This is a genomic window from Nonomuraea sp. NPDC003560, assembly GCF_042878785.1.
Lineage (GTDB): Bacteria > Actinomycetota > Actinomycetes > Streptosporangiales > Streptosporangiaceae > Nonomuraea.
In genome coordinates this window covers 117,076-133,480 of record NZ_JBIAOF010000010.1, presented here as the reverse complement: position 1 = coordinate 133,480, position 16,405 = coordinate 117,076, and the positions used below count along the sequence as shown (strand labels likewise).

14 protein-coding genes are annotated in these 16,405 nt (G+C 72.0%); 4 read left to right on the top strand and 10 right to left on the bottom strand.

The window, feature by feature from the left end:
• Positions 1-38 precede the first annotated feature (38 nt).
• Positions 39-713, top strand: coding sequence for an alpha/beta hydrolase (locus ACFYUV_RS34195; RefSeq protein ID WP_387675909.1), 675 nt, complete (start codon positions 39-41; stop codon positions 711-713).
• 78 nt (positions 714-791) lie between these two features.
• On the opposite strand, the gene ACFYUV_RS34190 is transcribed toward ACFYUV_RS34195, so the two are convergent.
• A complete protein-coding gene (locus tag ACFYUV_RS34190; protein ID WP_387675906.1) occupies positions 792-2,387 on the bottom strand; it encodes a sensor histidine kinase in 1,596 nt (531 codons plus the stop codon).
• A 182-nt stretch (positions 2,388-2,569) separates the two neighbouring features.
• Between ACFYUV_RS34190 and ACFYUV_RS34185 the strand changes: the two genes are divergently transcribed.
• Positions 2,570-3,586, top strand: coding sequence for a nuclear transport factor 2 family protein (locus ACFYUV_RS34185; protein WP_387675903.1), 1,017 nt, complete (start codon positions 2,570-2,572; stop codon positions 3,584-3,586).
• Between the two features lie 75 nt (positions 3,587-3,661).
• Here the strand turns inward: ACFYUV_RS34185 and ACFYUV_RS34180 are convergent, their stop codons facing one another.
• The 8 genes from ACFYUV_RS34180 to ACFYUV_RS34145 all read right to left on the bottom strand — a co-directional run bounded on the left by ACFYUV_RS34180 (position 3,662) and on the right by ACFYUV_RS34145 (position 15,091).
• Positions 3,662-7,396, bottom strand: coding sequence for an SGNH/GDSL hydrolase family protein (locus tag ACFYUV_RS34180; RefSeq protein WP_387675899.1), 3,735 nt, complete (start codon positions 7,394-7,396; stop codon positions 3,662-3,664).
• A 53-nt stretch (positions 7,397-7,449) separates the two neighbouring features.
• Positions 7,450-9,834: a S8 family serine peptidase gene (locus ACFYUV_RS34175; protein WP_387675896.1), complete on the bottom strand. Its 2,385-nt coding sequence runs from the start codon at positions 9,832-9,834 to the stop codon at positions 7,450-7,452.
• Between the two features lie 37 nt (positions 9,835-9,871).
• Complete coding sequence (locus tag ACFYUV_RS34170) at positions 9,872-10,882, bottom strand: hypothetical protein (RefSeq protein WP_387675893.1); 1,011 nt, start codon at positions 10,880-10,882, stop codon at positions 9,872-9,874.
• On the bottom strand, positions 10,879-11,472 hold the full coding sequence (locus ACFYUV_RS34165) for an RICIN domain-containing protein (RefSeq protein WP_387675890.1): 594 nt from the start codon (positions 11,470-11,472) through the stop codon (positions 10,879-10,881). Before ACFYUV_RS34165 ends, ACFYUV_RS34170 begins: the two co-directional genes overlap by 4 nt.
• A gap of 77 nt (positions 11,473-11,549) precedes the next feature.
• The gene (locus ACFYUV_RS34160; RefSeq protein ID WP_387675887.1) at positions 11,550-12,086 is read right to left on the bottom strand and encodes a hypothetical protein; all 537 of its coding nucleotides are present in this window, start codon (positions 12,084-12,086) and stop codon (positions 11,550-11,552) included.
• Between the two features lie 307 nt (positions 12,087-12,393).
• Positions 12,394-12,672 carry an SDR family NAD(P)-dependent oxidoreductase gene (locus ACFYUV_RS34155; protein ID WP_387675885.1) on the bottom strand — a complete coding sequence of 93 codons (279 nt, stop codon included), beginning with the start codon at positions 12,670-12,672 and terminating at the stop codon, positions 12,394-12,396.
• Between the two features lie 362 nt (positions 12,673-13,034).
• Positions 13,035-13,883, bottom strand: coding sequence for a CPBP family intramembrane glutamic endopeptidase (locus ACFYUV_RS34150; RefSeq protein WP_387675882.1), 849 nt, complete (start codon positions 13,881-13,883; stop codon positions 13,035-13,037).
• A 278-nt stretch (positions 13,884-14,161) separates the two neighbouring features.
• Complete coding sequence (locus ACFYUV_RS34145) at positions 14,162-15,091, bottom strand: phosphotransferase family protein (protein WP_387675879.1); 930 nt, start codon at positions 15,089-15,091, stop codon at positions 14,162-14,164.
• Between the two features lie 63 nt (positions 15,092-15,154).
• Between ACFYUV_RS34145 and ACFYUV_RS34140 the strand changes: the two genes are divergently transcribed.
• The gene (locus ACFYUV_RS34140; protein ID WP_387675877.1) at positions 15,155-15,943 is read left to right on the top strand and encodes a BBE domain-containing protein; all 789 of its coding nucleotides are present in this window, start codon (positions 15,155-15,157) and stop codon (positions 15,941-15,943) included.
• 92 nt (positions 15,944-16,035) lie between these two features.
• Here the strand turns inward: ACFYUV_RS34140 and ACFYUV_RS34135 are convergent, their stop codons facing one another.
• Complete coding sequence (locus tag ACFYUV_RS34135; protein WP_387675874.1) at positions 16,036-16,272, bottom strand: hypothetical protein; 237 nt, start codon at positions 16,270-16,272, stop codon at positions 16,036-16,038.
• A 25-nt stretch (positions 16,273-16,297) separates the two neighbouring features.
• Between ACFYUV_RS34135 and ACFYUV_RS34130 the strand changes: the two genes are divergently transcribed.
• Positions 16,298-16,405 carry a hypothetical protein gene (locus tag ACFYUV_RS34130; RefSeq protein ID WP_387676622.1) on the top strand — a complete coding sequence of 36 codons (108 nt, stop codon included), beginning with the start codon at positions 16,298-16,300 and terminating at the stop codon, positions 16,403-16,405.

Sequence of the window (16,405 nt, the reverse complement as noted above, 5' to 3'; positions counted from 1 at the left end):
TGTCCCCATCGATCACCTAGGAGCCTAGGAGTCCCTTCATGACCACCGTGATCCTGGTCCACGGCGCCTGGCACCGGCCGAGCACGTGGACGAGGCTCCAGCCCGAGCTGCACGCGCTCGGCTACGCCACGCGCACGCCCGCGCTTCCGAGCGCCGGCGAACGTCCCACCGCGGGCATGCACGACGACGCCGCCGTGCTGGCCGCGGAACTGGCCGCGGTCGAAGGCCCGGTCGTGCTGCTCGCCCACTCCTACGGAGGCATCCCGACGACCGAGGCCGCCACCGGAGCCGGCAACGTCGAGCGGCTGATCTACCTGGCCGCGTACCTGCCGGACCGGGGACAGTCGTTGTGCACCCTCCACGGCCTGCCGGACCCCGACGACACGAGCGGCCTGTTCCCCCTCATCGACCAGCCACGCACCTCGCTCTACGGCGACCTGCCGGACGCCGAGGCCGAGCGGGAGATGAGCCGCCTGGTCAACCAGACCAGGCGGTCCTTCACGGAGAAGGCCGACACGGCCGGGTGGCGCGACATCCCCGCCACCTACATCGTCACCGAGCGGGACCAAGCCGTCCCGCCCGCCTTGCAGGAGCGGATGGCAGCCCGAGCCGCCGAGATCCGCAGGCTGACCAGCGGCCACTGTCCGTTCCTGTCCCAGCCGCGCCGTCTGGCCGCTCTGGTCGACGGCATCGTGCGGTCCGCGGCCGGCTGAACCCTGCTCGCCGCCGTCCGTACGCCGACCGGGAGAGAGGGTCGGCGCTGAGCTCGCCCGATGTCCGGGCCGGGCGGATCACGCCGCGTGCCTGGTGGGCAGCAGGGCGGTGAGCAGCCAGCCGCCGTCCTCGGCCGGGCCGGCGGTGAGGGTGCCGCCGAGCGCGTGGGCGCGTTCGCGCATGCCGCGCAGCCCTTGCCCGGAGGAAGGCAGGCTGAGCAGCGCGGCGGCCGGGCGGCCGTTGCGCACCTCGACGGCCAGCCCGCCGGGGGCAGCGGTGAGGCTCACCCGCACCCAGGTGCCCGCCCCCGCGTGTTTGAGCACGTTGGTGAGCCCCTCCTGGACGATCCGGGCGGCCGAGGCGCGGGCCATCAGAGGCGCCCGCGCCACTTCGGGGCCGATGTCGAGCTCGACGAGCAGCCCCGCCGCGCTCATGCGTTCGGCCGACCGGCGGATCACGGTGGCCGGGTCGGCCAGCAGGTCGGGCTGCTTGTCGGGGTCACGCAGCAGGTCGAGCAGGCCGCGGAGGTCTTCGAGCACCTGGTGGCCGGCGTCATGGATGTCGGCGAGCGCCTGGCTGGAGGGCCCGCCGGGGTCGGCGTAGCGGGCGGCGCCGGCTCGCAGGACCATGGCGCCGACGTGGTGGGCGACGATGTCGTGCATCTCGCGGGCGATGCTCTCGCGCTCGGCCAGCTGGTCGGCGCGCACCTGAGCCAGGGCGCGCTGTTGCGACTCGCGACGGCGCAGCCGTTCCGCCTGGTGCGCGGCCTGCCGGGCCCGCAGATAGCGGCCGCTCGCCACGGGGGCCACGACGAGCGTCATCAGCGCCAGGACCCGCGTCGGCTGCGACCCGGCGTCGGCCGGCGCGGCCGTGAAGGCGGCGATGGCGAGGACGGCGACGAGGTGGACGACGAACGTCCAGAGCCAGGAGGCCACGCGCATGGCGAACACGCCCACGGCAACCAGGACGAGCATGACACAGGTGGCCGTCGCCTCCTCGAAGTACCGGTCGGCCAGCAGCATGAGGACCACCTGAAGCACGAACACCAGCCCCGGCAGCCGCCGCGCGACGCCCAGGGACAGGCCCGCGAGCACCACCACCGACGCGGTGACCCAGACCGGCTTGCCGGCGGTGTCCCAGCCCGTCCAGGTGTTCAGGACGGTCAGGGTGAGCCCGCCGCCGGCCAGCAGCACGTCCGGAGTGACGTCGCGCTCGGGCAGGCGTCCGGCCGGGCCGCGCAGGTAGACGCCGATCAGGACGGGCACCACGACGGCTCCGGCGCAGTACCACCAGGCGTTGGCCGTGAAGGGGTGGGCGGGATCGGCCAGGTTGACCGCGGTGGCCACGCCCACGACCAGGGCCGAGCAGGTCACGGTGAGCGGCCGCGTCCTGTGGGCGACGACGCCGAGGGCCGCGAGGAGCAGGATCTGCACGGTGTTGACGGTGAACGCGCCGAGCTGGTCGGTGAGGACGAGCAGCCCCGCCAGGTAGCCGGCCACCGCCACCGGCCACCGCCGCAGTAACCCCATGGGAGCCCCGGCCAGCACGGAGAAGGCGCCGCAGATCACCACGGGCGCCGACGCGGTACCCCAGGTGTGCCAGGTGGTCAGGACGTCGAAGCCGATGGCGGCCGTCACGAGCAGGACATCCAGCGCCTTGCCACGCCATCGCATGCGTCAACGGTATCCAGGCGGTTCCGGAGATCGATACTCCTGTAGGAGGAGACCTCCTCCTCCTACTGGCCGGTCGGGCCGGCGCCGGCCGGACGCCCGACTACCGTCACGTCGACAGATTCGCCGCGCAGCGGATCAGCCTAATTTCGGTGTCACCTGAAAGAACGTCGAAAGGGCTGGTCATGAAGACGACGCGGTTGGCGGGGATGGGGCTCGCGGTCGGCACGGTGCTTGCGTTGTGCACGATCGCGAGCCCGGCCCAGGCCACGGAGGAAGGCTGGGACCGAGCGGCCGGCTGCGCCGATGCGCGGGCGGAGGTCTCCTCCATCAGCGGCTGGGTGTCGCCCAACGCCTGCACGTTCATCAGGCGGCAGATCACGTTCGGCAAGGTCACCACCCCTGACCGGGTGGGCGCCTATGTCGACCTCTGGTCCAAGGACGCGACGCTGTGGGAACCGGCGAAGGCGAGCACTCCGCTGCTCCAGGGCGAGGAGGCCATCAGAAGGTCGATCAGCGGAACGCTCAGCCTGATCCCCGACTTCCGGTTCCGAGGCACGCGCGTCGCGGTGAACGGTCCCGCCGTGATGTTCGAAGCGCGCAACGAGGCCACGGTCAAGGGACACGAGGTCGCCTACGACGCGGTCTACCGGGTCCAGCTGACCGACGGCGGCAAGGTCGTGCAAGGCCGCCGCTACTACGACCGGCACACCCTGCTCAGGCCGCTCGCCCCCGAGCTGCCCGACCTGTTCGCCGGCGTCGCCGACGGCGGCAGCCCCGACCAGGTCCGCAGGCCGGTCCTCGGCCCCGACGAGCTCGTCGCCCGCGCCAAGGCGTGGAACGACGAGGACGCGCAGGCCCTGGCGGCGCGGCTCACCGGTGCGCCGCTGTCCGCCCCCGGCCTGAACGGCGGCACGCTGCGCACCACCCAGGGCAAGCTCGCCTACCTGAACAGGTTCTTCGCACAGGTCAGCGACGTCCGGCTGGAGCCGGGGCAGGCCGTGAAGGTGAACGGCGCGACCTACCTGGAATGGCACGGCACGCTCCTGCCCAAGGGCCAGACCGACGCGATCAGCTTCGGCATCGTCGAGCGCGTCGACGACACCGGCGGCGTCTCGAACGGCTGGACCCTGACCTTCGACCAGCTGCCGCTCGTCGCCGACGAAGCCGAGATCGCCGAGCTGTACGGCAGGCTGCGGTAGCCCTCGGGTCCTGATCAGGGGGCGGGCGCAGGCCCCGCCTGCGCCCGCCCGGCGACGCGTTCCGCCGCCTTCCGGTCAGCCGTTCAGTGCGGACTGCACCAGCGCGGCGTACGCTCGCTGGCCCGCGGGGTTGGGGTGGTAGGAGGCTCCGTCGGTGGTGATGTCGATCGCCCGCACGTACGGGTCGTCGTCGCAGATGGCGTGGCCGGTGAAGGCCGGCACCGGGTCGATGAAGGAGATGTCGACCCCCTGCTGGCGCAGGCGGGCGATGACGGCCGCGCTGACGGCGTTCATCCGGTCGGTCATGTCGTTGAGCCACAGGGCGTCGAGCTGGCCGATGCGCAGGGAGCTGATGCAGGTCAGCGGCGCCTCGTTCTGCACGTTGAACAGGTGCGGGTAGCCCAGGACGATGACGCGGGCGTTCGGCGCCTTCTGGTGGATCTTGGTAAAGGTGTCGGCGAGCGGGCCGTCGAGCGCCGCGATGGCCCGTTCGGTGCTGTCGTCGCGGCAGTTGAGGCCGACGGTGCAGCGGCTGATGACGTCGGAGAAGCCGGCGTCGTTGCCGCCGATCGACAGGGTCACCAGATCGGTGTCGGCGTCCAGGTAGCCCTGGTCGATCTGCGGCGGCTCGCCGTTGGCGTACGCGTCGCCCGCGACGTGCTTGGTCTGGGCGCCCGAGCAGGCCAGCAGGGCGAAGCCGGTGGTGCCGTTGCCGGTGCGCGCCTCGCTCTCGATGGTGGCGGACGAGCCGGGCCATTTGATCATCCGCGCGTAGGCGTCGGCCTTGGACCGGTGGCAGGTCGAGCCGCGGGTGCCGAGGGTGAAGTTGCTGGTCTCGTCGTACGGCTCGTTGCCCTGCCCGGCCGAGTAGGAGTCGCCGAGGCCCACGTAGTCGACCTTGGGCTTGGTCGTCGGGATGAAGGCCATGGCGTCGAAGGCGATGTCCCAGTCCCAGTTGCGGCCCTCCTCGCGTCTGGTCAGGTTGCTGAGCGACACGCTGGCGCCCGAGTCGAGGTGGAACACGCCGAGGTCCACCCAGGTGTTCTTCTGCCAGTACTGGCCCACGACCCGGTGCCGGGTGGGGGCGTTGCCGCCGGGATCGATGACGTAGTCGGCGAGCTGGGTGTGCGCGCCGATCTCCGGGATGTGCACCTTGATGCGCGTCCACCCGGTCATGGAGCTCGGCGGGCGCCAGATGCCGGTGACGCCGAACTTGAGCTGGCCGGCGTTGGTGGCGTCCCTGGTGTGGGTGAACCAGAAGTGGTCGCCGAAGCCGCCGCCGAGCTGGTGGAAGTCGACTCTGGAGACGTACGGCGCGGGCTCGGCCTCGTTGAAGTACAGCGTGAACGAGCCGTAGTTGCCCCAGGTCCTGCTGCAGCCCGAGCGCACGATCGGCACCGAGGACGGCACGTCGTCCACGACGTAGGCGTTGGCCGGGATGCCGCTGAGCGAGCAGTTGGGCGCGTAGTGGGTGCCGTCGGGCTGCTCGGGATAGGAGGTGTCGAAGCGCAGCAGCTCGTGGCCGCACACGCCGCTGCCGCACATCCGGTACCACGTCGGGGTGTGCCACCAGCACTTCAGGTCGTACTGGCCGGAGGCGTCCTTGTGCTTGCACGGCGCGGCCGCGTCGCCCGGGTCGCAGTCGTTCTTGCCCGGCTCGCAGAAGGACGAGACGAGCGGCTTGGCGGCGTTGCGGTCCTCGACGCTGACCCACCAGGCGGGACGGAAACCGGGGCCGTCCGGGGTGGAGATGGAGTAGGCGGCGAAGCCGATGACCTTCTCCTCGTACGGCCACAGCTGCGGCTCCGCGGGGTCGTGCGGGTTGCTGTTGAAGAAGTGGCGGTTGGCCGGGTAGACGGGGTTGGCGGGGTTGTTGGCCCAGCCCACCCCCCACGGCGAGCCGTCGTGCTGGTCGGGGTGGAAGCCCGAGTTGTAGGCCCAGATGGCGAAGATCCAGTTCTCCAGCCACGCCGAGTCGCCGTTGCTGTGGATCAGCCCGGCGTTGCGGGTCTGGTTCCACTTGTCCTGCAGGATGCGCAGGCCGGCGGCCATGTTCGTGGCGTAGTCGACGGCGATCTCCCGCTGCTGCCAGGCGGGCAGCGCGACCTCGCAGAAGTTCTCGTCCGGCTTGCAGGGACGCTCGTGTCCCTGCTTGCGCATGCCGTCGGTGATCTGGGTGATGCCGTACCCGCAGTCGCTCTTGTCCCAGTTGATCACCCAGTCGTCGGAGGGGTCGTCGTTGTAGAGCTCACGGCCGTAGTAGTTGCCGATCAGCGGGTTGCCGGTGCTTCCCGGCAGCACGTGGCCGGTGGCCTGCCAGAGGTTCGTCTCCTGCGACATGATGCCGAGGAACACCTGCACCGGGACCCGGCCGCCGCCCGCCAGGGAGAGCGGCGGGAACTCGCCCTGCGGCCGCCACTGCGTCAGGCCCGACTGCTTCCAGCCGGTCGGGCGCAGCATCGTCAGGTTGCCGACCACCGCCTGGTCCGCCGCCCACTCCACCTGGCGCGGCGTCGGCTGGTACACCTGCGTGTAGGGATCGTTGCGCGGCACGGAACAGTAGGCGCCGGTGTCGACGGTGCCGGTCATCGACGTGGCGGCCGTCACCGCGAGGGAACCGGTGCCGGTGTCGGGCACGCCGTCCGAGGTCCGTACCGTGAAGCCGGTCTCCCTGCCGGTGGTCGTGATCCTGGTCTTCAGATGGACGACCTGGGGCTCGTCGGGGCGCTGTGACGTCATCGACCGCACCCACTCCGCGGACGGCTCCCGGCCCGATCCCATCGAGGGCCGCGTCTGCGGCAGGACGGCCAGCCGCCCGTGCGAGGAGAGCCGGGCCGTGGCGGGGACGTCCACGCGGGTCACCGGGGCGGGCAGCGGCCGCGCGGTCGTGAGGCTTCCGGTGAGGAACACCTTCCCGCCCGTGCCCGCGCGCACGTCGACCTCGGTGAGCGGCCCCGAGGCCAGCTCCGCCGCCTCGCCCCCGGCGACGGGCACGCGGCGCACGCGGGCGACGTCCCCCTGGTGCTCCATGAACACCACGCCGCCGCCGGCGTCGGCGGCCAGCCTGAACGGCACCGACGCCGCCCTGGCGAGGTCACGCGGCTTCCCGCGCGCGGGAAGGAACCGCAGGCTGCTGCCGGCGGCGGCCACGATGCCGCCGTTCACGGGGATGGCGGACGTGACCTGCCCGGCCTGCTCGACGGGCGCGGCCATCCGCCCCGAGGCCGCGTCGAGCACGGACAGCCGGGTGCGCGCCGGCGGGCCGCCCGGCTGGTCCCCTCCCCTGGCCTGCGTGATCACGCTGCGCTCTCCCTGGCCGCAGCCGGGGTTGAAGTAGGCGAGCGAGGAATGGATCGGCAGCTTGGTGACCTTGCCGGTGGGCACGTCGATGAGCGCGGTGAAGGCGCCGCGGTCGAACAGGTCCGCCTGGTTGGTGAAGGCGCGCGGCGCGTACACGGCCACCGCCTTCCTGCCGGAGGCGGTGAAGCAGACGTTGCCGATCCAGCGGTCGGTCTCGAAGCCGGGCTCGCTCAGCGTCGCCAGCGTGCGCCAGGTGTAGCCGGTGCGTTCCTCGGCCGTCAGCAGGTGGAAGCCGGTCGCGTCGCCCTCGGTGGTCCAGGCGAGGTCCGGCGAGGTACGCCAGTCCGCGGCCAGCACGCGGTCCCGCTCGGCCGGGGCCACCGACGAGGAAGGCTCCTGTGGCGGCGGGGTGTCCGGCGGAGCGGCCGCGCCCGCCGGAACGGTCAGCCCGGCCGTGAGCAGCGCGGCGGCCGCGCCGATGCCGAGCGCTCTGATCGTGGGTCTGTTCATGACGGGCTCCAAGGGGGGTGGCGGATGGCGGGCGGAACCGCAGAGCCTGGGGGTCAGCCGGTGAAGCAGGCGTAGACGTCCACCGAGATCTTGACCGGGGACGTGCCGGTGTTCCTCAGCACGACCGTGCCGTCCGGGCGGAGCGCGGCCGTGGCGAAGCCGACCGTGTTCCGGCCCGCCGCGTACGCGACCGTCCGCACGCCGGCGGCGCTGCCGGAGGGGACGACCTCGACCGTGCCGTTCGCCGTCCCGGTGGCGGTGACGGCGACGCCGACGGCCGTGACGCCCGCCGAGGGGATGTCGCCGCCGGAGGGACGCAGCACGTACGTGCCGCCGGCGGCGACCGTCACGCCGTCGCCGACCCGGACGGGGGCGATCGCCTTGACGAGTGAGGCCCGTTCGGCGGCGGTGTAGTAGCCGCTCACCTCGACCGAGACCTCGGCCGCGCCGCCGCCCAGATTGTGCACATTGATCTTCCCGTCGGCGCCGGGCCTGACGATGGTGAAGAACTGCACGGGGGTGTTGGCGGGGTAGTCCACGTTGGCGTCGGCCGGGAAGGCGTCCCCCGCGGGATAGACCCGGATCGTGCCGGTGGATGCGCTCTTGACCAGCACCGTCAGGGCGACGCTCTGCGGGGAGGGCAGGCCGGGCGTCGTGAGTTCGAGATTCCCCAGCGCCGCGACCGGCACCCGGTCGGCGATCCGCGACGGCGCCACCGGGTGGTAGGTGCCGCCGACGTCGGACGCGGCGTGGTCGAGGGTGTAGCCGTGCACGTCGAGGTAGACGCGGACGGCCTGGCCGCTGCGGTTCTCCAGCTTGAGCGCGCCGTCCTGGCCGACCTTCGCCACGACCATGGTGGAGGCGTACCGGCTGGCGTCGTAGAAGAGCACGTCGCCCTTCGGTTCGGGCGCGCCGGAGGGGTAGACGGCCAGCGAGCCGGTGTTGAAGAAGTCGCCCTTGGCGGCGATGTTGACCGCGACGGCGGCGATGCCGTCGGCGGGGAGCCCGGCGACGCCCGCGAGGGGGACGGTCAACGTCGAGTTCCCGCTGATCTGCACGTTGCCGAGGACGCGGGTGCGGGTCTGGAAGAGCTGGTGCGGGCCGGGGCGGGCCGCGGAGCCGAGAGCGGCCTCGTCGAGCTGGATGCGGGGAGTGCTGCCGCCGCCGTGGGCGATGGGCTTGCCGGTGTCCTTCAGCGCCGCCTCGATCTCGGCCGGCGTGGCGTCGGGACGCGCCTGGCGCAGCACCGCCAGAGCCCCGGCGACGTGCGGGGCGGCCATCGACGTGCCGCTCATGGACTGCCACCGGCCGCCCGGCACCGACGAGACGATGTCCGTCCCGGGGGCGAACAGGTCCAGCAGCGGGCCGCGATTGCTGAAGGAGGACACCTCGTCCTGGTCGGTGGTGCTGCCCACCGCGACGGCGGAGGAGACGCAGGCCGGGGCGCTGACGGCGTCGGTGTAGCCGTTGTTGCCCGCGGCCACGACCGTGAGGGCCCCGGCGGCGAGCAGCCGGTCGATCGCGGGTCTGCGCGGATCGTCGTCGCACGGGGAGGTGTACCTGCCGCTGCCCAGGCTGAGGTTGACCGCGGCCACCGGGACGCCCCCGTCGATCAGGTCCAGGACCTTCTCCATCCCCGCGAGCTGGGCGCTGACGAAGCTCAGCAGGCACGGCGGCCCGGCGCTCCCGCAGTAGGAGAAGGAGTCGAACCTGCTGTAGACCTGGACGGCGACGAGGCCGGCCCCCGGAGCGACCCCGCCCGCCGCGTCGCCGGTCTCCTGCCCGGCGACGATCCCGGCCACGTGCGTGCCGTGGGCGCAGTCGAGGTAGGCGCACGGCCCGCTGTCGGCGTCCGCCGCTCCGGGACCTTCCTGCTGGTCGGCGCCGTCCGGGCACAGGCTGGAGGCTCCGTAGGCGGCGTCGCTGGGCGAGAAGCACGCCTCGGCCACGACGCGCCCGCCGAAGAACGGATGGTGAACCGCGACACCCGAGTCCAGGACGGCCACCGCGCTGCCCTCGCCGGTCAGCCCCGCCTCCCGGGTGCGGTCCGCGCCGATGAGGGGCACGCTCTCGGCGAGCGTGGGCGGGACCGGCACGTCCTCCGACACGCTGACCACGCCTGGCTGGGCCGCCAGCCGGTCCACCTCCGCGCGGCCGGCGCGCACGGTGAGCACCGGTAATCGCGACAGCGTCTGGATCACCCGTCCGTGGCCGGCCGCGGCGGCGGCGGACAGGCCGGCGCGGTCCCGCGTCACCACGTTCACGCGGACCTCGCGGCCCGCGGACAGCTTCGCCGCCAGCCCGGGATCCACGCGGGGGCCGGACGCCGCCGCCGAGGCCGCCCGCGACGGCTCGGGCGGCGCCGCGACGAGGGCCGTCATGACGGCCGTCATGACGGCGGCCGCGGTGATGAGGCGGCGGACCAGGGGTTGCTTCATGTGCACTCCGCTCGACGAAGGACGTGCCTCGGCAGGCTCACTGGCCCGCCAGTACCGCCTTGGCACGCCGCACCCAGGTGGTGAAGACGGACAGCGACTCGGTCAGCGCCTGCCGCTGGTCGCGGACCATGACCTCTTCGTAGGCGCGCTTCGCCGCGCGGTACGTCGGCAGCAGGCCGGCGCCGTCCGCGCAGGCGGCGTCGTCGGCCGCGACCTGCTTCTCCGCCTGTGTGGCGGCCACACCGGGCTCCCGCCCGGCCCAGCGCAGATCGGCTCGGGCGCTCATCGGGCTGTCGTAGGCGTACCCCTTGGCCGTCATGCAGCTCACCCACTGGTTCAGGGCCCGTGCGACGGCGGTGTGCTCCAGGGCGAGGAAGCTCGCGTCGTCGGCCAGCAGCCGGGGGTCGGCGGCCAGCGCGTGGTCCTGGCCGAGGACGCTGGTCTCGCCGCTGGTCGCGCAGCCGCCCTGGGGGATGGACTGCCCCGGCCCGGTCGTGGCGGCGGTACCGTCGTAGGCCGCCATCTCCTCCGCCGTGGGCGCACGCTGGTCGGCGGGCTCCGCGGCGGCGGCCGCCACGGCCGGGTCGAGCGCGGGCCTCGGGTATCCGGACCGGGAGGCCGCCGTCGCGTCGAGGGGTTCGATCAGGTCGGCCTCGACGTAGTCCTCGGGGTTCCAGTTCCGTACGACGCCCGCCGTCCAGGCGGAGAAGCCGAGCGACTGCATGCACGTGGCGGTCGCGGCGTCCTTGGCCAGGTCGATGGTGTGGATGTCGGCCATGGACGTCATGTACGGATCGAGCGGCATCGGCAGCCCCGGATCCGACGGGACGGCGGTGAGCGCCGGCTCCGGGATCGGGGACGGCTCCGGCCCGAGCGTCCCCGTGGGCCCGGGAACCGGCAGCACCTCGCCCGTGGTGGGCAGCGGGTCGGGGTCGAGGGTCGGGGAGGCGGCCGAGCTGTACGCCGCCGGCTGGAGGTTGACCGCGGTGATCCCGATGGTCAGCAGGACGGCCCCGGCGGCCAGCAGCGGTGGTGTGCCCTTTCTCATTTGCCGTTCCTCCTCCAGAAGCACTCGCCCTTGCCGATCCATCTGCCCTCGGTGCAGTATTCGCGCGAGTAGAGAATGACGTTGGAATAATGGAAGGGCTGCAGCACGCCCAGGGTGTCGTGCCATCCGTCGCCCCGGCAGCCCTGCCAGTTGTACCAAATGAGAAATCGCCGACTGTAGATGCGGCTGTAGACGCTACGGCCCTTCCACTGCTGCTGGGCGCCGCCCCACCAGCTCCATTGCGTGACCGGGCACGCGGCGCCGTTGTAGTCGGGGGTGAAGGTGGAGTTCCAGCGGTCCATCGATTTGCCGCTGTTCACGTTGCGGACGCGGTAATAGCCGGCGCTGGTCTTGGTGTCCTTCCACAACTGGTTCTTGCCGCCGTTGTAGCGCCAGACGGAGACGATGCCGCCATTGGCCTTCGATTTCTGGTAGACCTCCAGGTACTGGCGCGTGTATTCGTTCTGCCAGCGGTATGTGCCGTCCGCGTGCGCGGCGGCGGGGAGGACGGCCGCCACGGTCGCGACCGCGGCGACGACCGTCACCGCGGCCCGCGTGGCCGTGCGGACGGCGGGACGAGAGCCTTTCATCGTGTGGATCTCCCTTCTGCGCGGAAGGTGCGAGGGGTTCCGGCCGGCACGGGGACGCACCGGCCGGCGGCGGCTGCTCACGAGCCCTGGACGTGCCACCATCGCGTGCACCTCCAGCTGCTGCCGCCCTTCACGCAGGCCCTGAAGTAGCGGCCGGTCACCTCGTTGACGCCGCCCGTGGTCCCGCTGCTCGCGCCGCTGGGGATCGTCTTGTGGCAGGCGTGGTAGGACGAGCCGCCGGTGTCGGACCAGTCGAGCGAGACCTTGTCGCCCGATCGCAGGCCGCTGCCCCAGGCCCACCAGATGCTGGAGTTCCACGTACCGCTGTAGAGGCCCGCCCCGCCGCGGGAGGTCCCGGCCACGTACTCCAGCCGGGACCTGTCGCCCTTGGCGGGGTAGTAGTCGTACGGGTCGTAGTCGGGCCCGCAGGAGTAGTTGATCAGTCCCGCCGCGTGGACCTCCTCCGAGATGATCACGTCGCCGTCGTCGGTCGCCGGCTCGCGGGACGGGGTCGGCGACGGCTGGGGCGAATGGGCCAGCGCGGGCGGCGTGGCGAGAAGAGCGGCGGCGGCCACGCCGAGTACCAGGGCGGAAGCGACTCGTACTGCTTTCACGTGTTGTCACCTTTCGGAGGGCTGGATGCCGCGCCTCGGCGTGCGAGCGCGGGCGCGACATCCATCGCCACGGGTGGGGGACGGGCACGTTCGCCCGGATCTGCCTGACGGTCGGTCGAGGAACCGCTTCGAGGCGAGTTCAGGCCGGTGAGGCGGGGGGACCGGCCCGCCGTACGCGATGCGGCGGGCCGTCGTTCGTGCGCCAATGTATCCACGGGCGGTCTTGACTGTCGTCAATCAGCCGGTGGACGTACGGCTCCACCCACCGCAGTAGCCCCTGCCGCCCTGTCAACCAGCGTCGTATTCCTCACCCCGGGTTCCGGGTTCCGGGTTCGCCGGTGAGCACGCTGCCCGCCTGAGTCAGACGGGCCGGCCGATTGGACGGACCGAGGACGCGGTCCGCGTGGCCGGCGTCGTCGAGGAAGCTCTTGAGCCGGCCGGGGGCGCGCCGGGTGACGGCGACCCGGTGGCCACGCCCGAGCAGGAGCCGGGCGGTCGCGGCGCCGATCCCGCTCGTGCCACCGGTGATCAGGACCGTCTTTCCCGCGACCGGCGATGCGCCGGAGTCAGTGAGTGAGATGTGCATGGCGTCCACCCTGTGGCGCGGCGCGGGCCCGCGACAGTTGCTCCCCAAGGTGGGGACGAGATCCCCTGGCGCCGACGGCGCCGCCCCGGAAAGCTGTGCCCATGTCGAACACGAGATACGCCGAACTCGGCGGCTTCCTGCGTTCGCGACGCGAGCGGATCCGCCCCGAGGAGGTCGAGCTCGCGCCCGGCCCGCGGCGCCGCGTCCCCGGTCTGCGTCGCGACGAGGTCTCCGTTCTGGCCGGCGCCTCGGTGGAGTGCTACACCGAGCTCGAACGGGGTGCCGGCTCGCAACTCTCCGACCAGATGCTCGCCGCGCCCGGCCTTGGGCGTAGGCGACCTCGATGCCGCAAGATCACCGCCTCACGATTCTTCGCTACCCTGCCCGAGCAGCCCTGCCTCGCGGGAATCGCGGACGAGCCGCGTCCGGCTCGGGCGCATCAGCCACACGGCGGCGGCGAGCGTGAGCACCCAGCCGATCACCTCGATGAGCAGGTGATCCGTGGCGTCGGGGACGGATTGCAGCAGGTACACCCGGACGCTGTTGATCGCTCCGTGCGTCAGGACCGCGGGCCAGACGCTCCCCGACCGCCGGCGAAGTGCGAGCAACAGCGGCGCCCATGGCAGCATGCCCGCGAAGTAGATGACGATGTCCCAGAGGGGTCGATCACCGATGACGGCGAGGACCGGCAGGTGCCAGACGATCCAGACCAGACCGCTGACCAGGGCCAGCGGCCAGAATCCCCATGACGCGGCGCGCGTCGCCAGCCAGCCGCGCCAGCCGAACTCCTCGCCGACGGCGAAGACCGACTGCATGAGGAAGACCGGAACGATCCATATGGTCGCCGCGAAGATCTGGTCAAGGGGGTTGAGCTGCCAGATCCCCGATGCCAGTGCGATGGCGGTCTGGATCGCGGCGATCGCGGCGATGAGGCCGATGCCGATGCCCGCCCACTTGGGTGTGCCGCGCCACCTGGTGGCGAACGTCTCCCGGAACGTCCCGGGCCGTCGGGCAAGCCACATGATGATCGCTGCGAGCAGCGGGGACTGCTGCATGATCGGAGTGATCAGGTTGTAGAGGTCCGTCGGGACGAGCCGGAAGACCATCGGAACGGACAGCGCGAAACACAGCAGCACGGCGATCGCGAAGAACCACGTGACATCGATGGCGGTTGATCTGCCAGAACGGGAGCGCGCGGAGGAGGCAGTCATGCTGACCTCGTTTCGTCCGGGCGCGAGGATCCAGCAGCGGCGCCGGCGTCGGCCGGGGCTGTCCAGCCGACGAGCATGACGACGCTGAGAGGTATGAGACGTTGGGAACGCACGATGTCGAAGCTAGGGCGGAGGAATCGGCCCGGCCTCACCCGAAGGGGTGAGCCCGGCACCACCCGTCAGGATGGAATCCGTGGCGAGCAGGGGCGGGGGGCTTCTGCCGTGCCTGCGGGTTCGGCGGGGACAGGAGTTCGCGTAGCGCTCGACGTACGGAGCCATCAGGACAGATCGGCCCAAGGAGTGGGTGGGGCTGAGGTGAAGAAGCGGAGCAGGCTGAGGAGTCGGCTGGCCGGAGGTGCGGTCCAGTGGCGTGCGCCCGGGCGCGGGACGGGGTCCTCCAGGCGTCCCAGCGCCCAGGTGAGGTGGAACCACAGCACGCGAGCTTCCCAGGTCGGCGGGCCCGTGGGGATGCCGGCTTCCTGCCGATAGCCGGCGAGCATGGCCGGGATGCCGGTCAGGGGCACCTTGGCGAAGTCGGCGGCGGGGTCGGCCCATGCGGCGTCGCCCCAGTCCACGATCCCGTTGAGCTGGGCCGTCTGCGGGGAGATGAGCAGGTTCTGGGGAGCGATGTCGCCGTGGATCAGGACCGAAGGCGGGCTCGTGGGGAGATGCGGTGAGAGCCGGTCGAACCATCCGGTGAGCCAGCGGGCGGTCTCGGCGTCGATCCAGCCGTCCTTGAGGAGGCGGTCGGTGAGTGCCCAGGGGTCCGCGTTGCCGTCGTCCGTGGGGACGCCGGCAGGGGCGGGTGCGGTGTCCGGAGTGAGCCGATGGAGTTTGCCCAGCTCCCGCCCGGCTTGCTGGTAGATCCGTTCGGTGTCCGCGTCGGGCAGGTCAAGGCTTGCGAGGTCCGTTCCGCGCGTCCGGGTGAGCACCATGTAGGGGACGTCCACCACCGAGCAGGTGTCGTCGAAGGCGACGATCTCCGGGGTGCGTACGCCGGCGCGCCGGGCGTACGGGATGACCACGGCCTCCTTGACCAGGTCCGGAAGGAACTGCTCGGTCCGCGGGATGCGCAGGACCAGGTCGTCGCCGAGCAGGAGGACATGGTTGGCCACCCCTTGCGGGAGGGGCCGTATGTGCTCGGCGGTGGTCCCGAACAGGCCGGCGATGGCGGCCAGGGTCGCGTCACTCGTCTCGTATCCCGACATGATCGATCATGCTGGCACGGACGCGGTCCGCGGCGCACTGCCGCAGCGCCTCGAAGCCCTCACTTGCCCGTCACCGCGGTCGCGGCCGTGATCCAGGGCTGGACGGCCTGGAACGCCGACCCGGCGACGCCGCGTGCGGTGTGCTGCTGCTTCGAGCAGCTCAGCGACTCGGGCATGCCCTCGGCGCCGACGGTGACCGGGACCTTCATGGGCGCCCCCGGCGACCTCGGACCGATGCTGGACCGGCTGACCGCCGCAGTGGGCGAGCCCGAAACCGGCCGCGTGCTCGTCCCCTGCGACTATCTCCGGGCCGCCTCCGAAGCGGACCGCTGGGGCGGCGGCACCTGGGGACCCCGCGTCGCCTTCGCGGCCAAGTCCCACATCGTGCGCGAACCGATGACCCCGGCATCGGCGGCCGAGATGGCCGCGGCTCTTGAGCGGCTGCACCGGTTGCCCGGTGTGGGCGGGGCGAGCGGCCTGCTCATCGACGCCCTCGGCGGCGCGGTCGGCGATCGCCCGTCGGATGCCACCGCCTTCCCGCACCGGGCCGCGGTCGGCGTCGTGCAGTACCACTCCTACTGGCACCAGTTCACCGACCGCGCGCACATCGGCCGCAGGCTCCAGTGGCTACGCGACGTCCACGCCGCCATGCGGCCGCACCTGGGAACCGGCGGCTACACCAACGGCATGGATCCCGAACTCACCGAATGGGCGGCGGCCTACCACGGCGGGAACTACCCCAGGATGCAGCGCGTCAAGGCCGCCTTCGATCCCGAGCAGCTGTTCACCTTCCGCCAGGCGGTCACCCCCGGGCCGCCCCTCGCGGATACCGAGGGTCCGCGGGGCAGGTGATCTCATGGCGGAGCCGGGATCCGATGGGCCCGCCCGTTCCTGAGCCGATCACCTGCGGCAACGCCCGCAGCGCCGTCGGCGCCGAAGGAGGATCAGGTCAACTTCCGGTTCCGGTGAACGATCTCCCTGTCGCCCTTGCAGGGGAACCAGGCGTAGTGCACGCGGATGCGGTAGTGCCCCTTGCGCCCGTCGAGGGCGAGGTTGGGCAGTTCGGTGCCGCTGAGGCTGTCGTTGAGCACGATCTGGCCGCCCGGGCTGTAGTAGCCGACCTCGACCACCTTGTCCCAGCCCTTGGTCTCCGTCGTCGCCGTCGCCCGTGGCTTGTCCAATCGGCAGATCGGCCGCGAGCTGTCCATGACCGAGACGACCGTCAAGGCACACGTCAGCCGCGCGCCGGCCAGACCGCGCCTCGCCAACCGGGTGCAGGCGGCGACCCTGGTACACGAGGCCGCCCTCCGCTGA